Annotated in this window: 16 protein-coding genes; 8 read left to right on the plus strand and 8 right to left on the minus strand. The window is 74.3% G+C overall.

Going from position 1 to position 17,644, the window contains the following annotated elements:
• Window positions 1–194: 194 nt before the first annotated feature.
• Window positions 195–1,406 carry a low temperature requirement protein A gene (locus LPA54_RS32015; protein WP_228984289.1) on the minus strand — a complete coding sequence of 404 codons (1,212 nt, stop codon included), beginning with the start codon at window positions 1,404–1,406 and terminating at the stop codon, window positions 195–197.
• A 95-nt stretch (window positions 1,407–1,501) separates the two neighbouring features.
• Here LPA54_RS32015 and LPA54_RS32020 point away from each other — a divergent pair, with 95 nt between their 5' ends.
• A complete protein-coding gene (locus LPA54_RS32020; RefSeq protein WP_228984290.1) occupies window positions 1,502–1,708 on the plus strand; it encodes a hypothetical protein in 207 nt (68 codons plus the stop codon).
• Between the two features lie 19 nt (window positions 1,709–1,727).
• Here LPA54_RS32020 and mscL read toward each other — a convergent pair whose 3' ends face one another.
• From mscL to LPA54_RS32050, 6 genes are all read right to left on the minus strand, one after another.
• Window positions 1,728–2,213 (minus strand): large conductance mechanosensitive channel protein MscL, encoded by a 486-nt coding sequence (gene mscL, locus LPA54_RS32025; protein ID WP_228984291.1) that lies wholly within the window; start codon window positions 2,211–2,213, stop codon window positions 1,728–1,730.
• Window positions 2,214–2,357: 144 nt separating this feature from the next.
• The gene (locus LPA54_RS32030; RefSeq protein ID WP_308112906.1) at window positions 2,358–3,002 is read right to left on the minus strand and encodes an RcpC/CpaB family pilus assembly protein; all 645 of its coding nucleotides are present in this window, start codon (window positions 3,000–3,002) and stop codon (window positions 2,358–2,360) included.
• A gap of 684 nt (window positions 3,003–3,686) precedes the next feature.
• Window positions 3,687–4,523: an S-methyl-5'-thioadenosine phosphorylase gene (locus LPA54_RS32035; protein ID WP_228984292.1), complete on the minus strand. Its 837-nt coding sequence runs from the start codon at window positions 4,521–4,523 to the stop codon at window positions 3,687–3,689.
• 194 nt (window positions 4,524–4,717) lie between these two features.
• Window positions 4,718–5,059 (minus strand): FmdB family zinc ribbon protein, encoded by a 342-nt coding sequence (locus LPA54_RS32040; protein WP_228984293.1) that lies wholly within the window; start codon window positions 5,057–5,059, stop codon window positions 4,718–4,720.
• A 68-nt stretch (window positions 5,060–5,127) separates the two neighbouring features.
• Window positions 5,128–6,411 (minus strand): MFS transporter, encoded by a 1,284-nt coding sequence (locus LPA54_RS32045; protein WP_228984294.1) that lies wholly within the window; start codon window positions 6,409–6,411, stop codon window positions 5,128–5,130.
• 466 nt (window positions 6,412–6,877) lie between these two features.
• Window positions 6,878–8,329, minus strand: coding sequence for a potassium/proton antiporter (locus LPA54_RS32050; RefSeq protein WP_228984295.1), 1,452 nt, complete (start codon window positions 8,327–8,329; stop codon window positions 6,878–6,880).
• 658 nt (window positions 8,330–8,987) lie between these two features.
• On the opposite strand from LPA54_RS32050, the gene LPA54_RS32055 reads away from it, so the two are divergent.
• The gene (locus LPA54_RS32055; RefSeq protein ID WP_228984296.1) at window positions 8,988–11,825 is read left to right on the plus strand and encodes a penicillin acylase family protein; all 2,838 of its coding nucleotides are present in this window, start codon (window positions 8,988–8,990) and stop codon (window positions 11,823–11,825) included.
• Here the strand turns inward: LPA54_RS32055 and LPA54_RS32060 are convergent, their stop codons facing one another.
• The gene (locus LPA54_RS32060) at window positions 11,826–12,401 is read right to left on the minus strand and encodes a 5-formyltetrahydrofolate cyclo-ligase (protein WP_228984304.1); all 576 of its coding nucleotides are present in this window, start codon (window positions 12,399–12,401) and stop codon (window positions 11,826–11,828) included.
• A 262-nt stretch (window positions 12,402–12,663) separates the two neighbouring features.
• Between LPA54_RS32060 and galU the strand changes: the two genes are divergently transcribed.
• The 6 genes from galU to glpR all read left to right on the plus strand — a co-directional run.
• Window positions 12,664–13,575 (plus strand): UTP--glucose-1-phosphate uridylyltransferase GalU, encoded by a 912-nt coding sequence (gene galU / locus LPA54_RS32065; RefSeq protein ID WP_228984297.1) that lies wholly within the window; start codon window positions 12,664–12,666, stop codon window positions 13,573–13,575.
• Window positions 13,572–14,903: a gephyrin-like molybdotransferase Glp gene (gene glp / locus LPA54_RS32070; RefSeq protein ID WP_228984298.1), complete on the plus strand. Its 1,332-nt coding sequence runs from the start codon at window positions 13,572–13,574 to the stop codon at window positions 14,901–14,903. The genes galU and glp overlap by 4 nt, the downstream gene beginning before the upstream one ends.
• Before the next feature lie 91 nt (window positions 14,904–14,994).
• Window positions 14,995–15,474: a cyclic pyranopterin monophosphate synthase MoaC gene (gene moaC, locus LPA54_RS32075; protein WP_228984299.1), complete on the plus strand. Its 480-nt coding sequence runs from the start codon at window positions 14,995–14,997 to the stop codon at window positions 15,472–15,474.
• Complete coding sequence (locus LPA54_RS32080) at window positions 15,471–15,959, plus strand: molybdenum cofactor biosynthesis protein B (protein WP_228984300.1); 489 nt, start codon at window positions 15,471–15,473, stop codon at window positions 15,957–15,959. Before moaC ends, LPA54_RS32080 begins: the two co-directional genes overlap by 4 nt.
• Complete coding sequence (locus LPA54_RS32085) at window positions 15,956–16,579, plus strand: GNAT family N-acetyltransferase (protein WP_228984301.1); 624 nt, start codon at window positions 15,956–15,958, stop codon at window positions 16,577–16,579. Before LPA54_RS32080 ends, LPA54_RS32085 begins: the two co-directional genes overlap by 4 nt.
• A 140-nt stretch (window positions 16,580–16,719) precedes the next feature.
• Window positions 16,720–17,644: gephyrin-like molybdotransferase receptor GlpR (glpR, locus tag LPA54_RS32090; RefSeq protein ID WP_228984302.1), on the plus strand; the 925-nt coding region annotated here is incomplete at its 3' end.

Below are 17,644 nucleotides of genomic sequence, written 5' to 3' on the forward strand. Positions count from 1 at the left end.
CCATCACGTCGCACCCACCCCGGTCGGCCCCGGCCGCCCTGACAGGCCCGCCTCCCGCCCCGGCAGGCCGGTCGCCCGTGCCCCGGCCTCGTCCCACCCGCCGTGTCGAACCCACCGCTCCCCAACCGTGCCCCGCGGCCGGTCAGCCGCCCTCCGCAGCGTCTCCTCCCCCCATTCCGTGGTCGTGCGGGCTGTCAGGCCCTGCCCGGCTGGTGGGTGGCCGAGCGGGCGTTCAGGGCCACGCCGGTGACGATCGCCGCGGTCGCGACCAGGCCCGCGGCGAGCACCGCCCATTCGCCGGCGAAGGTGCAGAGCAGCACGGCCAGCGCCGCGGTCGGCAGGACCAGTTGCCGGGCGATGCCGAACTTGAAGTACCGGGCGTGCAGCGCCCACACCAGCAGCAGGTAGAGCGCCGCCGGCAGGGTCACCGCCGCGGCCGCCGCGGTGACGGAAATGTGGGCCTTGCCGACGGCCTGCTCCACCGCCACCTCGATGCCGGCGCCGACCGCGGCCGCCGCAGCGAAGATCAGGTAGTGCCCGTACCCCCACACGAATCCGCGCCGGGTGGTGTGCAGCCGTGCGTGCGCGGGGACGACGAAGTAGACCCACCAGGCGGCGAAGACGAGGAGCAGCCCGCCCACCGCGATGGGCAGGAGGTCGTCCTGTGCGTCATTCTGCGCGGTGCCCGTCTTCACGGCGACGGTCGCCGCCGCGATGCTCTCGCCGAGCACGATGATCGTGAACAGCCCGTACCGCTCCGCGATGTGGTGGGCGTGCCAGTCGGTGGGGTGTCCGCGCTCCGCGAGGAGCGGCACGGTCATCTCGGCGCACGCCATCACCAGGAACACCCACGGCCTGGCCGGGCCCGGCGCGAAGAGCAGCGCGCTCCATCCGACCTGGCAGGCCAGTACCCCGCCCGCGTAGCGCAGTGCGGTGTTCCGTTCGGGTCCGGACGCGTGCCGGGCGGCGCGCAGCCACTGGGAGGCGAGGGCGACGCGCATCACCGCGTATCCCAGCCACACCAGCAGGTAGTCGTGGGCGGCGAACGCGTCGGAGATCCCGGCCGCGAGGATCAGGACGCCGGTGATCTGGAGGAGCGTCACCAGGCGGTAGAGGGCGTCGTCGTTGTCGTAGGCGGACGCGAACCAGGTGAAGTTCATCCACGCCCACCAGATGGCGAAGAACACCATGGCGTAGTCCCGGACGCCCGCGCCCGCATGGCCCTCGGCGACCGCGTGCACCAGTTGCAGGCCGGCCTGTGCCACCGCCACGACGAAGCACAGGTCGAAGAAGAGCTCCAGGGGAGTGGCCGCGCGGTGTTCCTGGTCGGGGTCGCGTGCGACCAGTGGCCGTAGCGGACCGAGGGGCCGCGGCGTTCGTGTGGCGGGGGTGGGCTCGTGCGTCATGGGGGACAGCACAGCAGAGGGCGGACGCCGGCGACGGCTGTGACGCGCTGCTCCGTGGGCGGCGCGGCCCGTGGCGCCGGGCGTACGCTGAACGTATGAGTACCGCCCCCGCCCCCGGCCCGCGCGATGCGGAGAACCAGCCCGCGCCGAAGAAGAAGCCGGCGCTGATCTTCGATGATCCGCTGGACCAGCAGTCCGCGGACGATACGGACCGTGGGTGGGGCGAGCGGGCTCCGGGTGGTGACGGCGGGGCCGCCGATCTGGCCCGCTTCCTCGACGAGAAGCCGCCGCACCACCTCTGAGCCGCCGCGCCGGTGGCCGTTACGGGGTACGGACCCCCGTCGGGCCGCCCGCGTCGCCGCGCTGGGCGACGAGCGCCTCGCGGATGTCCTTGAGCACGTCCAGCTCGGTCACGTCCGCGGCGTCCTGCTCGCCGTGCAGCTGCTTCTCCCGCGCGGCCTTCCGCGCCAGGTACTTGGCCATGGGCAGCACCATCAGGAAGTAGACCACCGCGGCGGTGATCAGGAAGCTGAGCGTCGAGCTGAGCACCGAGCCCCACAGGATGGCGACACCGGTGACCTCGCCGCCCTGCACCACGCAGGGCCCCTTCAGGCAGGCCCGGTAGCCCTCCAGGTTCTGGGTGCCGAAGGCGCCCACGATGGGGCTGATGACACCCTTCACGATGCTGTTCACGATGTTGGTGAACGCGGCGCCGATCACGACGGCCACCGCCAGATCGACCACGTTCCCGCGCATCAGGAACGCCTTGAACCCCTCCAGCAGGCTGGTCCTGTTCTCCTGGCTCACTCCGGTGCCTTTCGTCGCGTGTCGTGTGGGCGGAGCCATTACGCCGTGACCGGAGGGTGCCCGTCCAATCCGTACACACGGACCGGTGACGGGGCTGCCCGACCGTATGAGTGGGCAGTCGGGTGGACGGAGTGGTCAGCATGGTCAGCACAGGGTCACCACCAGCCGCGAAGTGGCGGCCGCGGCGGCGAGCGCGGTCGCCGTCGGGCGCGGCACCGCCACGACGAGCAGGGCGCCGCCGACCGGCACACCGCCGGCCCACTCGCCCTCCGCCCCGTCCACCGGCGCGTCCCGCGGGCTCGGGACCTCCGTCACGCGGACGCCCGACGCGACCACCCGGGCCGGGGGGCCGCCGTCCTCCGCCGCCGTGCCCGCGGCGGTGAACGGCGCGGCGATCACGTCCACCCGGTCGCCCGGGCGGAGCAGCCGCACCGTCGCCGCGTCGGCGATCCGCACCGGCGCCGACACCAGCGTCGTCGCCCCTCCCGGCAGCCGTACGCGTGGGCCGGGCGGTGGCGCGACCCGGTCGGGCCCGGCCCGCGAGTCGTCCGCCCCGGCCGGCGCCCGGTCGGGAGTGGGCGCCGTCACCGCTACCGCGCGGGTCCCCTCCGCCGCCGGCCGCCCGCCTGCCGCGGGCCCCCGGAAACCCGACGCGGCGAGCGCGGCCGCGGTCATGGCGAGCCCGGCCGCCAGCGCCCGCCGCCTGCGCCGTACCGCCCTCCGCAGCCCGTACCGGCCGCCGCGCACCCGCACCGGCGGGAAGGGCGGCACCGCGCACGTCTCCGGCACCGACGTGATCGCCGGAGGGGAGGAGGAGAGGGAGGGGAGCGGGGGAGCGGAGCGAGGAGGAGGGGCCGGGGGAGGGATCGAGGGGGCCGGCGGGCGGTCCGCGGCCTCACGGGGTGCCGCTACACCCCCTTGGGCGGCCCTTCGGGCGTAGGACGTCGTGCGAAGGGCCGCCGCCGACGGCTCGGCCGGGGGCCGGTCCAGCGGTCGGGCCGCGGCCGGGCTCGGCGGTCGGACCGCGGGCCGGCTCGGCGTGGGCGGATGCGGGCGGGTGCGGGAGGACGTCATGGGTGGACACCACCTGTCGTACGGGAGACCGTCGGCGGATCACCGACCTGCCCCACCCTGCCGCGTTTCCGTCCGGCACGCTCGGGCCTGTGGACAGGGGTCTCACCTGGGGAAAACCCGCTCACCTCCAGGGGTGAAACCGAGCCGCGAGCGGGCGGCCGCCCTCACCGACACCCCACCGCTCCGCCCCGCACGGCCCCACGCCGTCCCGCCCCACGTCGCCCCGCCGCACGCCCACGCCCCGCCCCACGCCGCCCGGCCCCCGCCGCACGGCTCCAGGCCGCCCCGCCGCGCATGCCCCACGCCGCCCCCCCCCCGCATGCCCCACGGCGCCGCCCGACGCCGAACGCCCCGCCGCCCGAAGCCTCGCCACCCGTCGTCACGCCGCCCGCCCGGGTGTCACGGCAGGGCGATGCCCAGGTCCCAGCCGTCGTGGGCGTGCGTGCACAGGCAGGTCCGGTCCTCCGTGGCCGGCAGCGCCCCGACGGCGTCGAACAGGACGCCCCGCAGTCGCTCGACGTTCTCCCCGAACACCCGCAGGACGTCCGTGTGCGACACGCCCTCGCCCGTCTCGGCGCCCGCGTCGAGGTCCGTCACCAGGGCCATCGACGTGTAGCAGAGGCCCAGCTCGCGGGCGAGGACCGCCTCCGGGTGGCCGGTCATGCCGACGACGGACCAGCCCATGGCCGCGTGCCACCGCGACTCGGCTCGGGTCGAGAAGCGCGGGCCCTCCACGACGACCATCGTGCCGCCGTCCACCGCCTCCCACTCCCGACCCCGCGCGGCCGTCAGCGCGGCCTCGCGCCCGACCGGGCAGTAGGGGTCGGCGAACGTCATGTGGACGACGTTCGGCACCGTGCCGTCCGGAAGGGGCTCGCCGTCGAAGTACGTCTGCGCGCGCGTCTTCGTACGGTCGACCAGCTGGTCGGGTACGAGCAGCGTGCCGGGCCCGTGCTCGGCGCGCAGGCCGCCGACCGCGCACGGGCCGAGGACCTGGCGCACGCCGACGGAGCGGAGCGCCCAGAGGTTGGCCCGGTAGTTGATGCGGTGCGGCGGCAGCCGGTGGCCGCGGCCGTGCCGGGGCAGGAACGCGACCCGGCGGCCGGCCACCTCACCGAGGAACAGGGAGTCGCTGGGGCTGCCGTACGGGGTGCTGAGCTCGACCTCCGTCACGTCCTCCAGGAAGGAGTAGAAGCCGGAGCCACCGATCACACCGATCTCTGCGTTCGTCGCCATGCGGCTCACCCTAGACGCGGCCCCGACACGGCCCGGGGGAGGCCCCGGCCCCGCCCGGGGGAGGCCCCGCCCCGGCCCCGGGAGCCCCCGAAACTCCCGAGGGCGGCAGCGGCTCTGGGAAGCCCTGGCCGCACCCCGGGCACGCCGAAGGCCCCGCCGTACGGGACGGCGGGGCCTTCAGGACGTGGACGTGGTCAGGCCGCGGAGGTGCTGCTGCCGCCGCCGGTGCTCGACGCCGCCGGCTTCGCGCCCGAGGACGACGCGGACGACGTCGACGACGAGGACGCGGACGATGAGGTCGACGCCGTGGAGGACGCCGAGGAAGAGGTCGACGACGCGGGCGAGCTGCTCGACGACGCGCCGCGGCTGTCGTTGCGGTAGAAGCCGGAGCCCTTGAAGACGATGCCGACGGCCGAGAACACCTTCTTCAGGCGTCCCTGGCAGCTCGGGCACTCGGTCAGGGCGTCATCGGTGAACTTCTGCACCGCCTCGAGGCCCTCGCCGCACTCGGTGCACTGGTACTGGTAGGTCGGCACTTGTCTTCCTCCTGGCACTCTCACTCGATGAGTGCTAACGACGAACAATAGTGACGCATTCCGTCGCGTCAGTCCACCGCCACGGGCACGCGGTGACCCATACCACGCGCGACGGTCCGCCCGGCGGGCCGGGCGACGAGCCGCGAGCGGAGCGCCACCAGGGTGACCAGGGCCAGGGCCGTGCCGCCCAGCGGCACGAGGAAGCCGGCGGTCGAGCCGTACGTGTCGGCGAGCTGCCCCGCGACCGTCACGGCGGCGGCCTGGCCCAGCGCGACGGCGCCGGTCAGCCAGGTGAACGCCTCGGTGCGGGCGGTGGCGGGCACCAGCGACTCGACGAGCGTGTAGCCGGTGATCAGCGCGGGCGCGATGCACAGGCCGACGACGAGGCCCAGCAGACCCAGCAGCACCACGGAGTGGGCGGTCCACAGCAGGGCGGCGGTCATGGTCAGGGCGGTGTAGCCGACGATGAGGCGGCGGCGCGGCCCGGACTTCCAGGCGATGGCGCCGACGGCGACACCGGCCAGCATGTTGCCGGCGGCGAAGAGGCCGTACAGCAGGCCGTTGGCGCCCGGGTTGCCGATCTCCTCGGAGAACGCGGTCAGGGAGACCTGCATGCCGCCGAAGACGGAGCCGATGCCGAGGAACGCCACGGCCAGCACCCGCACGCCCGGCACCGAGAGCGCCGACACGCGCGCGGGCGAGCCGGCCTGCGAGGAGTGCGTCCCGTGGACGGGCTGGGTGCCCTTCTGCGCGGCGAAGAGCAGACCGCCGAACAGGGTGAGGCCGGCCTCGGCGACCAGACCGGCCGCCGGGTGCACGCCGGTGCACAGCGCCGTCGCCAGGACCGGACCGACGACGAAGGTGAACTCGTCGGTGACGGACTCGAACGCCGCCGCCGTCGACATCAGCGGTGAGCCGTCGAGCCGGGCCGCCCAGCGGGCCCTCACCATGGGGCCGATCTGCGGGACGGACGCGCCACTGGGGACGGCCGCGGCGAACAGCGCCCACAGGGGCGCGTCCGCGAGGGCCAGGGTCGTCAGGAGGGAGACGGACGCGGCGTGCACCAGGACACCGGGGAGGAGGACGGCGCGCTGGCCGAAGCGGTCCGCGAGCTTGCCGCTCTGCGGCGCGAACAGCGCCATGGAGACGCCGGTGACGGCGGCGACGGCACCGGCGGTGCCGTACGAGCCGGTGGTGTGCTGGACCAGCAGGACGATGCCGATGGTGAGCATCGCGAAGGGCTGGCGTGCCGCGAAGCCGGGCAGCAGGAACGTCCACGCGCCGGGTGTGCGCAGGAGCTGCCCGTATCCGGGACGCTTCACAGCGTCGTCGGAGGTGACCGTGGATGCCACGGCCCGTGCCTTTCTGCCGCCTGGTAGCGCGCTCCCGTGGGTGACGGGAACCGCCGAGGGCTGTCCTCTTGCGCGGAAGCGCGGTAGATACCTGGGTCCCGCGGAGGGGGGAACCGGCCGCCATACGGTCGCGCCAGCCCTGCGTCAGGCAGAGTTGGTCGATCAGTGTGCCTTCATGGTACAGGGCGGTGCCGGTGCGGCACCTGTGAAATGCGCGACCCGGCGGACCGGACCCTGCGATTCGGCGGCGCCCAGGTGGACCGCGCAGGTGGACCGCCCAGTTGAGCGGCGCGGCGGGCGGCGGGCGGTACGGGGCGGGCCCACTGGAGCCCCGCCCGGCCCGCGATGCCGTACGGCGCCCCGCCCGTACGGCGCACCGCCCGTCAGCGCCCCGGCCCGGCCCGCCACGCCGCGCCTACGGGGGCCCACGCCCCGCCTACGGATGTCCTCCGCGCCCCGCCCGCCCCTACGGCGACCCGCCCGTCCCCAGCCAGCCCGCGAGCTTGCCGCCGCGGCCGACGGCCCGCAGCCGGCGTTCCGTCGCGTCCCGTACCTGGTCCGTCGCCACGACGAGCAGCTCGTCGCCGCGCCGCAGCACCGTCGCCGGGGACGGGACGAAGCTGCGCCCCTCCCGTACGACGAGGGTGACCGCGGCGCCCGGCGGCAGCCGCAGTTCCGCGACCTCCACGCCGTGCATCCGCGACTGCTCCGGGACGGACAGCGACAGCAGGTGGCCGCGCAGGCGCTCCAGGGGTGCGGACTCGACGCCCAGGTCGGTGGCCCCGTCCTGGTCGCCGAGCCGCAGCGCCTTGGCCAGCCAGGGCAGTGTCGGCCCCTGGACGAGCGTGTAGACGACGACGAGCACGAAGACGATGTTGAAGACCTTTCGGCTGCCCTCGATCCCGGACACCATGGGGATGGTCGCGAGGATGACGGGCACCGCGCCGCGCAGCCCGGCCCACGACATGAGGGCCTGCTCCTGCCAGGGGATGCGGAACGGCAGCAGGCTGAGCAGCACGGACACCGGCCGGGCGACGGCCGTCAGGGCGAGTCCGATGGCGACGGCGGGCCAGAAGTCGTGGACGAGCTCGTGCGGGGTCACCAGCAGCCCCAGGAGGACGAACATCCCGATCTGGGCGATCCAGCCGAGCCCCTCGGCGAACCCGCGGGTGGCCGGCTGGTGCGGCAGCTTCACGTTGCCGAGCACCACGGAGGCCAGGTAGACGGCGAGGAAGCCGCTGCCGTGGGCGAGCGCGCCGGCCGCGTACGCGGTGACGGCGATGGCCATCACGGCGATCGGGTACAGGCCGGAGGCCGGCAGGGCGACGCGCTTGAGGCCGTACGCGCCGAGGAAGCCGACCGCGAGGCCGATGGCCGCGCCGATGGCGAGCTCCAGCGCGATCTTCCCGACGAGGAGGTACCAGCTGTCGACCGGGCCCGTCGTGGAGAAGGCGACGACGAGGATGACGACGGGGGCGTCGTTGAAGCCCGACTCGGCCTCCAGCGTGCCGGTCACCCGGCTCGGCAGGGGGATCTTGCGCAGCACGGAGAAGACGGCCGCGGCGTCCGTCGAGGAGACGACCGCGCCGATCAGCAGTGCCTGGCGCCACTCCAGGCCCACGAGGTAGTGCGCGGCGGCCGCCGTGACGCCCACGCTCACCGCGACGCCGACGGTCGCCAGCGCGGCCGCCGCGGGCAGCGCGGGTCTGATGTGCCCCCATTTCGTCCCCAGGCCGCCCTCGGCGAGGATCACGACGAGCGCGCCGTACCCGATGACCTGGGTGAGCTCGGCGTTGTCGAAGGTGATGTTGCCGATGCCGTCCTGGCCCATGGCGACCCCGATGCCGAGGTACAGGAGCAGGCTGGGGAGGCCGCTGCGTGAGGAGACGCGCACCGCGACGACGGCGACGAGCAGCACGAGCGAGCCGATGAGCAGGAGTTCGTTGAGCTGGTGGACAGTCAGGGGCCGAACCTTCCGGAGAGTGTGCGTGCGCGGTCGTCTTCAGTTGTTCTCGGGCCCGGCATCCACGCCCGGACCCGCACCGGCACCCGGACCCGCACCGGCACCCGAACCCGGACCCGCACCGGGCCCCCGCGGCGCCGGAGGACCCGCCCCCGCGCGCGTGGTGCCGGACCCGCGCGCGTGGCGCCCGCCCGGCCCTGGAGCCGGTCCACCGGGGTGCCGGTGCCGGTCCCGTCGGGCCGGCCGCGGGGCCTGTTCGACGCGGTCGCGACGGGTGCCGGGAACCGGCCGCGTGGGCTGGTTCCGGTCGCCGGTGCCGGCACCGGGTGCCGCGGGCCGGTGACCGTCCGGGCGGGACGGTCGGGCCGCCCCGCGGGCGTTTCGGGCTGTCCGGCCCTCGACCGCGTGGCGACATGCCGGGCATGTCCGGTGATCCGCCGGGCGTGCGACGCCCAGTACTTCGTTACCTTACCTAATCTTTAACGTTCTCCTAACGCCTCCGTCGACGCCCGCGGGCGGTCTCCTCACTGACACCGCGTCCGGACCGGCCGAGCGCTGCGCCTATGGTTGCTCCCAGCACTCCTGGACCAAGCCTGCGCCTCGAAGGACAGCGATGCCCGCCAACACCACCGTCTCTTCCCCCAAGAAGAAGGGGCGACGTGCCCGCCTGCTCGTGATCGCCCTGGTGCTGGCGCTCGTCGCGGGCGTCGGCTACGGCGCCTACTGGGGCGTCAGCACCGTGCGCGCGCCCTACCCGCAGACCACCGGCACGCTGCAGCTGGCCGGGCTCTCCGGGCCGGTCGACGTGAAGCGCGACGGCTACGGCGTCCCGCAGATCTACGCGTCGACCGATGCCGACCTCTTCCGCGCGCAGGGGTACGTGCAGGCGCAGGACCGGTTCTACGAGATGGACGTCCGCCGGCACATGACGGCGGGCCGCCTCTCCGAGATGCTCGGCAAGGACCTGGTCGACTCGGACGCCTTCCTCCGCACCCTCGGCTGGCACCGCGTCGCGCAGCAGGAGTACGACACCGTGCTGTCGGCCGAGACGAAGAAGAACCTCCAGGCGTACGCGGAGGGCGTCAACGCGTACCTGAAGGGCAAGGAGCCCGGCGACGTCTCCGTCGAGTACTCCGCCCTCGCCTTCTCGCACGACTACACCATCGAGCCGTGGACGCCCGTCGACTCGATCGCCTGGCTCAAGGCCATGGCCTGGGACCTGCGCGGCAACATGCAGGACGAGATCGACCGCTCGCTGATGACGAGCCGCCTCAGCCCGCAGCAGATCGAGCAGCTGTACCCGGACTACCCGTACGCGCTGCACCGCCCGATCGTCGAGGGCTTCAAGGCGTCCGGCGACGGCGAGGACGGCGAGGGTGACGGCTCCCAGAACGGCCAGAGCGGCCAGAGCAGCAACCAGAACGGCCAGAGCGGCCAGAACGGCGGCTCCGACACCCAGGGCGGCCAGGGCACCCAGGGCACTCAAGGCGCCCAAGGCACCCAGGGCGCGGCCGGCCCCGGCGCCGGCGCGCTGAGCGGCTTCCAGAGCCAGCTCGCGGCCGTCTCCGAGGCCCTGTCGGAGGTCCCCGCCCTCCTCGGCCCGAACGGGCACGGCATCGGCTCCAACTCGTGGGTCGTCGCCGGCAAGTACACGACGACCGGCAAGCCGCTCCTCGCGAACGACCCGCACCTCGCCCCGCAGCTGCCGTCCCTCTGGTACCAGATGGGCCTGCACTGCCGCGCCGTGTCCGACAAGTGCCGCTACGACGTCTCCGGCTACACCTTCGCCGGCATGCCCGGCGTCATCATCGGCCACAACCAGGACATCGCCTGGGGCTTCACCAACCTCGGCGCCGACGTCACCGACCTGTACCTCCAGAAGGTCACCGACCGCGGGTACCTGCGCGGCACCAAGGAGGTGCCGTTCGAGACCCGGGAGGAGGTCATCAAGGTCGCCGGCGGCAGCAGCCGCACCATCACCGTGCGCACCACCAACAACGGCCCGCTCATCTCCGACCGCAGCGGCGAGGCGGAGAAGGTCGGCCAGAAGGCCCCCGTCACCAACTCCGCGCCCGACCGCGGCGACGGCTACGGGGTGGCCCTGCGCTGGACGGCCCTGGAGCCGGGCCGCTCGATGGACGCGGTGTTCAAGATGAACCGCGCCCGCGACTTCAAGGACTTCCGCGACGCCGCCCGCGACTTCGAGGTGCCGTCCCAGAACCTGATCTACGCCGACGCCAAGGGCGCCGAGGGCCACATCGGCTACCAGGCCCCGGGCAGGATCCCCGTCCGCTCCGAGAAGCACGACGGCACTCTCCCGGCCCCCGGCTGGGACGCCGCGTACGACTGGAAGAAGGAGTACGTCCCCTTCGACGAGCTGCCGTACGAGCAGGACCCGGCGCGCGGTTACATCGTCACCGCGAACCAGGCCGTCGTGAACGGCGAGGGCTACCCGCACCGCCTCACCGAGGACTGGGGCTACGGCTCCCGCAGCCAGCGGATCAACGACCTCATCGAGTCGAAGACCAAGGACGGCGGGAAGATCTCCACCGACGACATGCGCACCATGCAGATGGACAACAGCAGCGAGATCGCCAAGCTGCTGACGCCGCTCCTGCTGAAGATCGACGTGTCGGACCCGTACGTCCGCGAGGCGCAGAAGCTGCTGGAGGGCTGGGACTACACCCAGGAGGCGGACTCCGCGGCCGCCGCGTACTTCAACGCCGTCTGGCGCAACGTCCTCAAGCTGGCCTTCGGCGACAAGCTCCCCAAGGAGCTGCGCGTCAAGGGCGAGTGCCTCAACGTGGCGCCGGCCGACCCCAACGTCCCGGAGGACCAGCGCGACCGCCTCGTGCGCGAGTGCGGCCAGCGGGACGCGGACCAGGCGCAGCCCGACGGCGGCGACCGCTGGTACGAGGTCGTCCGCCCGCTGCTGAAGGACGAGGCGAACCCGTGGTGGCACACCCCGGCCAACCGCCTGGACGCCGCGACGCAGACCCGCGACCAGCTGCTCGCCCGCGCCATGAAGGACGCCCGCTGGGAGCTGACGGCCGAGCTCGGCAAGGACGTCTCCACCTGGAGCTGGGGCCGGCTGCACCAGCTGAACCTGCGCAACCAGACGCTCGGTACCGGCGGCCCCGGCATCGTGAAGCACCTGCTCAACCGCGGCCCGTGGAACCTCGCGGGCGGCGAGGCCGCCGTCAACGCCACCGGCTGGAACGCCGCGGGCGGGTACGAGGTGGTCTGGGTGCCGTCCATGCGGATGGTCGTGAACGTCGGCGACTGGGACAAGTCCCGCTGGATCAACCTCACCGGTGCCTCCGGCCACGCCTACCACCCGCACTACACGGACCAGACCGACCTGTGGGCCAGAGGCGAGCTCCTGGACTGGCCGTTCGGCGACGCGGCGGTGGAGGCGCGGAAGGTCGACCACCTGGTCCTCAAGCCGTGATCAGGTACCCCGGGGCGGGCTGAGGCGCCGCACGCCCCCGGGGGTCACCACCGCGTGCACGGGGTGGTCGTGCGGTTCCTCCGGGACCCGGGCGACCACCTCGTGCGCGTAGAGGAGGACGACGAGCGCCGGGTCCGCGCCCGCCCGCGTCAGGCGGGCCAGCACCCGGTCGTACGAGCCGCCGCCCCGGCCCAGCCGCACGCCCCGCGCGTCCACGGCGAGGCCGGGCAGCAGCACCGTGTCGGCCGCCACGACGGCGTCCGGGCCGAGCCGGGGCCCCGAGGGCTCCAGCAGCCCCAGCCGAGCCCGTACGAGGCCGTCGGGGCCCTCGTACACGGCCCAGTCCAGGTCGTTGTCGGCCATCAGCACGGGCAGCAGCACCCGCACCCCCCGCGCCCGCAGCGCGTCGATCAGCGCGCGCGTGCCGGGCTCGCGCCCCACGGAGACGTACGCGGCCACGGTCCCGGCCGCCGCCAGTTCGGGCAGCTCCAGCGCGGCGCCGGCCAGCTCGGCGGCGGCCCGGCGGACGTCCTCCGTCGTCAGCAGCGTCCGCGCGGCGAGCAGCCGGCTCCGCAGCCCCGCCTTGTCCGGCCCCGGCGCCGCCTCCCGCCCGGCCGCGGCCCCCGTGACCGCGTCCCGCCCCGCCTGCGCCCCCGCGGTCGCCGCCGGCGCGGGTCCGCCGGCGCCCCCCGAGTCCCCGCCGTCCCCGGCACGCGCCGCCCGATGGTCCGTCACCACGCCTCCCACCACTCCTCAAAAGTCCCGTAACGCCCTATATAGGGAGGAAGTTAAATGAAGTCTCATCTTCCTCCCATACCAACCGGATATGGTGCTCGGCATGACTCAGTCGCACCCCGGGATCACCAAGGCTGTCATCCCCGCCGCGGGACTCGGCACCCGGTTCCTGCCCGCCACGAAGGCCACTCCGAAGGAGATGCTGCCCGTCGTCGACAAGCCCGCCATCCAGTACGTGGTGGAGGAGGCGGTGGGCGCCGGGCTGCACGACGTGCTGATGATCACGGGTCGCAACAAGCGCCCCCTGGAGGACCACTTCGACCGGAACTACGAGCTGGAGGAGGCGCTGAACCGCAAGGGCGACGACGAGCGCCTCGACCGGGTCAGGGCCTCCAACGACCTGGCGACCATGCACTACGTCCGGCAGGGCGACCCGCGCGGCCTCGGCCACGCGGTGCTGTGCGCCGCCCCGCACGTGGGGGACCAGCCCTTCGCGGTGCTCCTCGGCGACGACCTCATCGACCCGCGCGACGCGCTGCTCTCCCGCATGGTCGAGGTCCGCGAGCGCGAGGGCGGCAGCGTCGTCGCCCTCATGGAGGTCGACCCCTCGCAGGTCCACCTCTACGGCTGCGCCGCGGTCGAGCCCACCGGCGAGGCCGACGTGGTCCGGGTGACCGACCTCGTGGAGAAGCCCGAGCCGGCCGACGCCCCCAGCAACTACGCCGTCATCGGCCGGTACGTCCTGGACCCGGCCGTCTTCGGGATACTGCGCGAGACGCGCCCCGGCCGCGGCGGGGAGATCCAGCTGACGGACGCCCTGCACAAGCTCGCCGTCGACCAGGGAGCGGGCGGACCCGTGCACGGCGTGGTCTTCAAGGGCCGCCGGTACGACACCGGTGACCGGGGCGACTACCTGAGGGCCATTGTCAGACTCGCGTGCGAACGTGAGGATCTGGGACCGGAGTTCCGATCCTGGCTCCGCCGCTACGTCACCGAGGAGATGCAGACGCCGTGAGCGACCCCGTGAGCCCGCAGAGCGCGGAGAGGACCGTCTGGTCGGTGGACGAGCACCTGGAGGACGTGCTCGCCGCCGTGCGGCCGCTCGACCCCATCGAGCTGCGGCTGCCCGACGCCCAGGGCTGCGTGCTCGTCGAGGACGTCACGGTGCCCGTGGCGCTGCCGCCCTTCGACAACAGCTCCATGGACGGCTACGCGGTGCGCGTCGCCGACGTCGCCGGGGCCGGCGAGGAGTACCCGGCCGTCCTCACGGTCGTCGGGGACGTCGCCGCGGGCGGCGAGGAGGGGCCGCCCACCGTCGGGCCCGGCCAGGCCGCCCGCATCATGACCGGCGCCCCGCTCCCGCCCGGCGCCGAGGCGGTGGTCCCGGTCGAGTGGACCGACGGCGGCAGCGGCGCCGGCGCCGCCACCGCCATGCGCGCGGCGAGCGCCGCCCCCGAGGGCGCGAGCGGCGAGGTCCGCGTCCACCGCCCGGTCGCGCCCCGCGCCCACGTCCGCGCGCGCGGCAGCGACGTCGCCGCCGGCGACCTCGCCCTCCCGGCGGGTACGGTCCTCGGCCCGCCCCAGATCGGCCTGCTCGCCGCCATCGGCCGCGCCACGGTCCGCGTGCGGCCCCGCCCGCGCGTGGTCGTGCTCTCCACGGGCAGCGAGCTGGTCCAGCCGGGCGAGGAGCTCGGCCCCGGCCGGATCTACGACTCCAACAGCTTCGCCCTGGCCGCCGCCGCCCGGGACGCCGGCGCCATCACCTACCGCGTGGGCGCCGTCACCGACGACGCCGACACCCTCCGCGCGACCATCGAGGACCAGCTGGTCCGCGCCGACCTCCTGGTGACGACGGGCGGCGTCAGCGTCGGCGCGTACGACGTCGTCAAGGAGGCCCTGACCGCGGCGTCCGACGCGGACGAGACGGGCGGCGGCGTCGACTTCCGCAAGCTCGCCATGCAGCCGGGCAAGCCGCAGGGGTTCGGCACCGTCGGCCCCGACCACACCCCGCTCCTCGCCCTCCCGGGCAACCCCGTCTCCTCGTACGTCTCCTTCGAGCTGTTCGTCCGGCCCGCGATCCGCGCCCTCATGGGCCTGCCCGACCTGCACCGCCCGCGCGTGCGCGCCGCCCTCAGCGCGGACGGGCCGCTGACCTCCCCCGCCGGCAAGCGCCAGTTCCTGCGCGGGACGTACGACGCCGCGGCGGGTACCGTCACTCCTGTGGGAGGCGCCGGATCGCACCTGGTCGCCGCCCTCGCGCGGGCCGACGCCCTCCTCGTCGTCCCCGAGGACGCCACGAGCGTGGAGCCCGGCGCGGAGCTGGAGGTGGTGCTCATCGGCTGAGCCGACGGCCCACCGGCCGCGGCCGTGGCGGTACGGTGTCTGCCCCCGTGCCGACAAGTCAACCGGCGCCAGGATCGCGAGGCGGAGTGCAGTGAGTACGCAAGGCAGCCTGACCCACATCGACGAGGCGGGCGCTGCCCGCATGGTGGACGTCTCAGGGAAGGACGTCACGGCGCGCACCGCCCGCGCCACCGGCCGCGTCCTGGTCTCCCCGCGGGTGGTGGAGCTGCTGCGCGGCGAGGGCGTGCCGAAGGGCGACGCCCTGGCGACGGCCCGCATCGCCGGGATCATGGGTGCCAAGCGGACGCCCGACCTGATCCCGCTCTGCCACCCGCTGGCCGTCTCCGGTGTGACGGTCGACCTGTCCGTCGCCGACGACGCCGTGGAGATCGGCGCGACCGTCCGCACCACCGACCGCACCGGCGTCGAGATGGAGGCCCTCACCGCGGTGTCCGTCGCGGCCCTCACCGTCGTCGACATGGTCAAGGCGGTCGACAAGGCGGCCGTCATCACCGACGTGCGGGTGGAGGAGAAGACGGGCGGCAAGTCCGGGGACTGGAGCCGGGCGTGACGTACCGGGCCCTGGTGATCACCGCGTCGAACCGCGCCTCCGCCGGGGTGTACGAGGACCGCGGCGGGCCCCTGCTCGTCGAGGGCCTCACCGCGCTCGGTTTCGCCGTCGACGGCCCGCGCGTCGTCCCCGACGGCGACCCCGTCGAGGCGGCCCTGCGCGACGGGATCGGCGCCGGGTACGACGTCATCCTCACCACCGGCGGCACCGGCCTGTCGCCCACCGACGCCACCCCGGAGGCCACCCGCCGCGTCCTCGACCACGAGGTGCCCGGCATCCCCGAGGCCATCCGCGCGTACGGCCGGGGCAAGGTCCCCACGGCGTCGCTCTCCCGCGGGCTGGCCGGCGTCGCGGGCCGCACCCTCGTGGTGAACCTGCCGGGCTCTCCCGGTGGCGTCCGGGACGGTCTGGCGGTCCTCGGCGACCTCCTCGTCCACGCGGTGGACCAGCTGCGCGGCGGCGACCACCCGAGACCAGCGTCATGAACCCCGCCTGGCCCGCGTCGCTCGTCGACGGCGACGTGGTGCTCCGCCCGATAAGGGCCCGCGACCACAAGGCGTGGCGCGAGGTCAACCGGCGCAACCGCGACTGGCTGCGCCCCTGGGAGGCCACCGTCCCGCCGCCCGCGCCGGGCGCGCCCCCCGTGCAGCGCCCCACGTACCGGCAGATGGTGCGGCACCTGCGGGCCGAGGCCAACGCCGGTCGGATGCTGCCGTTCGTCATCGAGTACCGGGGCCGGCTCGTCGGCCAGCTGACCGTCGCCGGGATCACCTGGGGCTCCATGTGCTCGGGGCACGTCGGCTACTGGGTCGACCAGGAGGTGGCCGGGCGCGGGGTGATGCCGACGGCGGTCGCCCTCGCCGTCGACCACTGCTTCCGCTCCCTCGGCCTGCACCGGATCGAGGTGTGCATCCGCCCCGAGAACGGGCCCAGCCGCCGCGTCGTGGAGAAACTCGGATTCCGCGAGGAGGGCGTGCGGCCGCGCTACCTCCACATCGACGGCGCGTGGCGTGACCACCTGGTCTTCGCCCTCACCGCGGAGGAAGTCCCCGAAGGTCTGCTGCGGCGCTGGCACAGGTCACGCCGTGAACACCAGAGAAAATAATTCATTTGTTCGAATAGCGAGTCGGTTGAACAGATTCGGTCTGATCAATCACAAAAAATGTCAGTGATATCAGCCAGATCGTGCGACACACCGGCCCAATTGGCGGATGGCCCCGCGCGAACACCTCTACCGTGTGAGACGTGAGCAGCAGCGGCCTCATCTACGCAGTCATCGTCGGAGCCTGGGCCGCCTACCTGGTGCCGATGTGGCTCCGCAGGCAGGACGAGCTGAACGAGGCTCGACCGACGGAACGCTTCAGCACCGCCATCCGGCTCCTGTCCGGACGGGCGGCGATGGAGCGCCGGTACGCCAAGGAGCTCCGCGCACGCGGCGGCGACGAGGACCGGCGGGTACCCGACGTGGACCCGGACGCCGAGACCGAGCAGATCGACTCGGTCGACGTCCGGGCCTTCGCCGCGCCCCCGGACCACACCGAGGCCCGCCTGGAACTCCCCGGCGCCCCCGCCCCGGCCGCCCCGTCCGCGGGCTCGCCGTCCGCCGGGGCCCCGGCCGCCGGCGGACCGCACCCGGGCCCCCGCCGGCCGGCCGGACCCGCCGTGAGCCGCGCCGCCGCCGAACGCGCCCGCCGCTCCCGCGTCCTCGCCCGCCGCCGCCGCACCACGGTCCTGCTCTTCCTCGCCTTCACGATCGGCGCCGTCGCCGCCGCCGTGGGCGGCCTCGCCTTCCTCTGGGCCCCCGCCGCCCCCGCCGTCCTGCTCAGCGGCTACATCGCCTACCTGCGCCGCCAGGAGCGCCGCCGCTTCGTCTACGTGATGGACCGCCGCCGCGCCGAGGCCGCCGCCCAGCGGCTCCGCGAGAACCGCTCCCGCCGCGGCCGACCCACCGCCCCGTACCAGGACGACGAGGCCGCCGCGCACCCCGAGCCCACCCCGTCGGTCTCCCCGGCGGAGGCCGGCCGCCGCGCGCTCGTCGAGCAGACCGACCACGCCGAGTGGGTCGACCAGCAGCGCGAGCGCGGCCCGGCCCGCGGCGACAGCTGGGACCCCGTCCCGGTCCCCCTCCCCACGTACGTCACCGCCCCGGTCGCCCCGCGCGCCACGGGCG

Origin of the sequence: Streptomyces sp. DH12 (assembly GCF_020873895.1) — a bacterium.
In the GTDB taxonomy this organism is placed as follows: Bacteria; Actinomycetota; Actinomycetes; order Streptomycetales; family Streptomycetaceae; genus Streptomyces.

Bases quoted from the DNA above. Each gene is read 5' to 3' on its own strand.
- LPA54_RS32055 (WP_228984296.1), top strand. From the start codon at position 8,988: ATGCCCGCCAACACCACCGTCTCTTCCCCCAAGAAGAAGGGGCGACGT.
- LPA54_RS32015 (WP_228984289.1), bottom strand. From the start codon at position 1,406: ATGACGCACGAGCCCACCCCCGCCACACGAACGCCGCGGCCCCTCGGT.
- galU (WP_228984297.1), top strand. From the start codon at position 12,664: ATGACTCAGTCGCACCCCGGGATCACCAAGGCTGTCATCCCCGCCGCG.
- LPA54_RS32085 (WP_228984301.1), top strand. From the start codon at position 15,956: ATGAACCCCGCCTGGCCCGCGTCGCTCGTCGACGGCGACGTGGTGCTC.
- LPA54_RS32035 (WP_228984292.1), bottom strand. From the start codon at position 4,523: ATGGCGACGAACGCAGAGATCGGTGTGATCGGTGGCTCCGGCTTCTAC.
- LPA54_RS32020 (WP_228984290.1), top strand. From the start codon at position 1,502: ATGAGTACCGCCCCCGCCCCCGGCCCGCGCGATGCGGAGAACCAGCCC.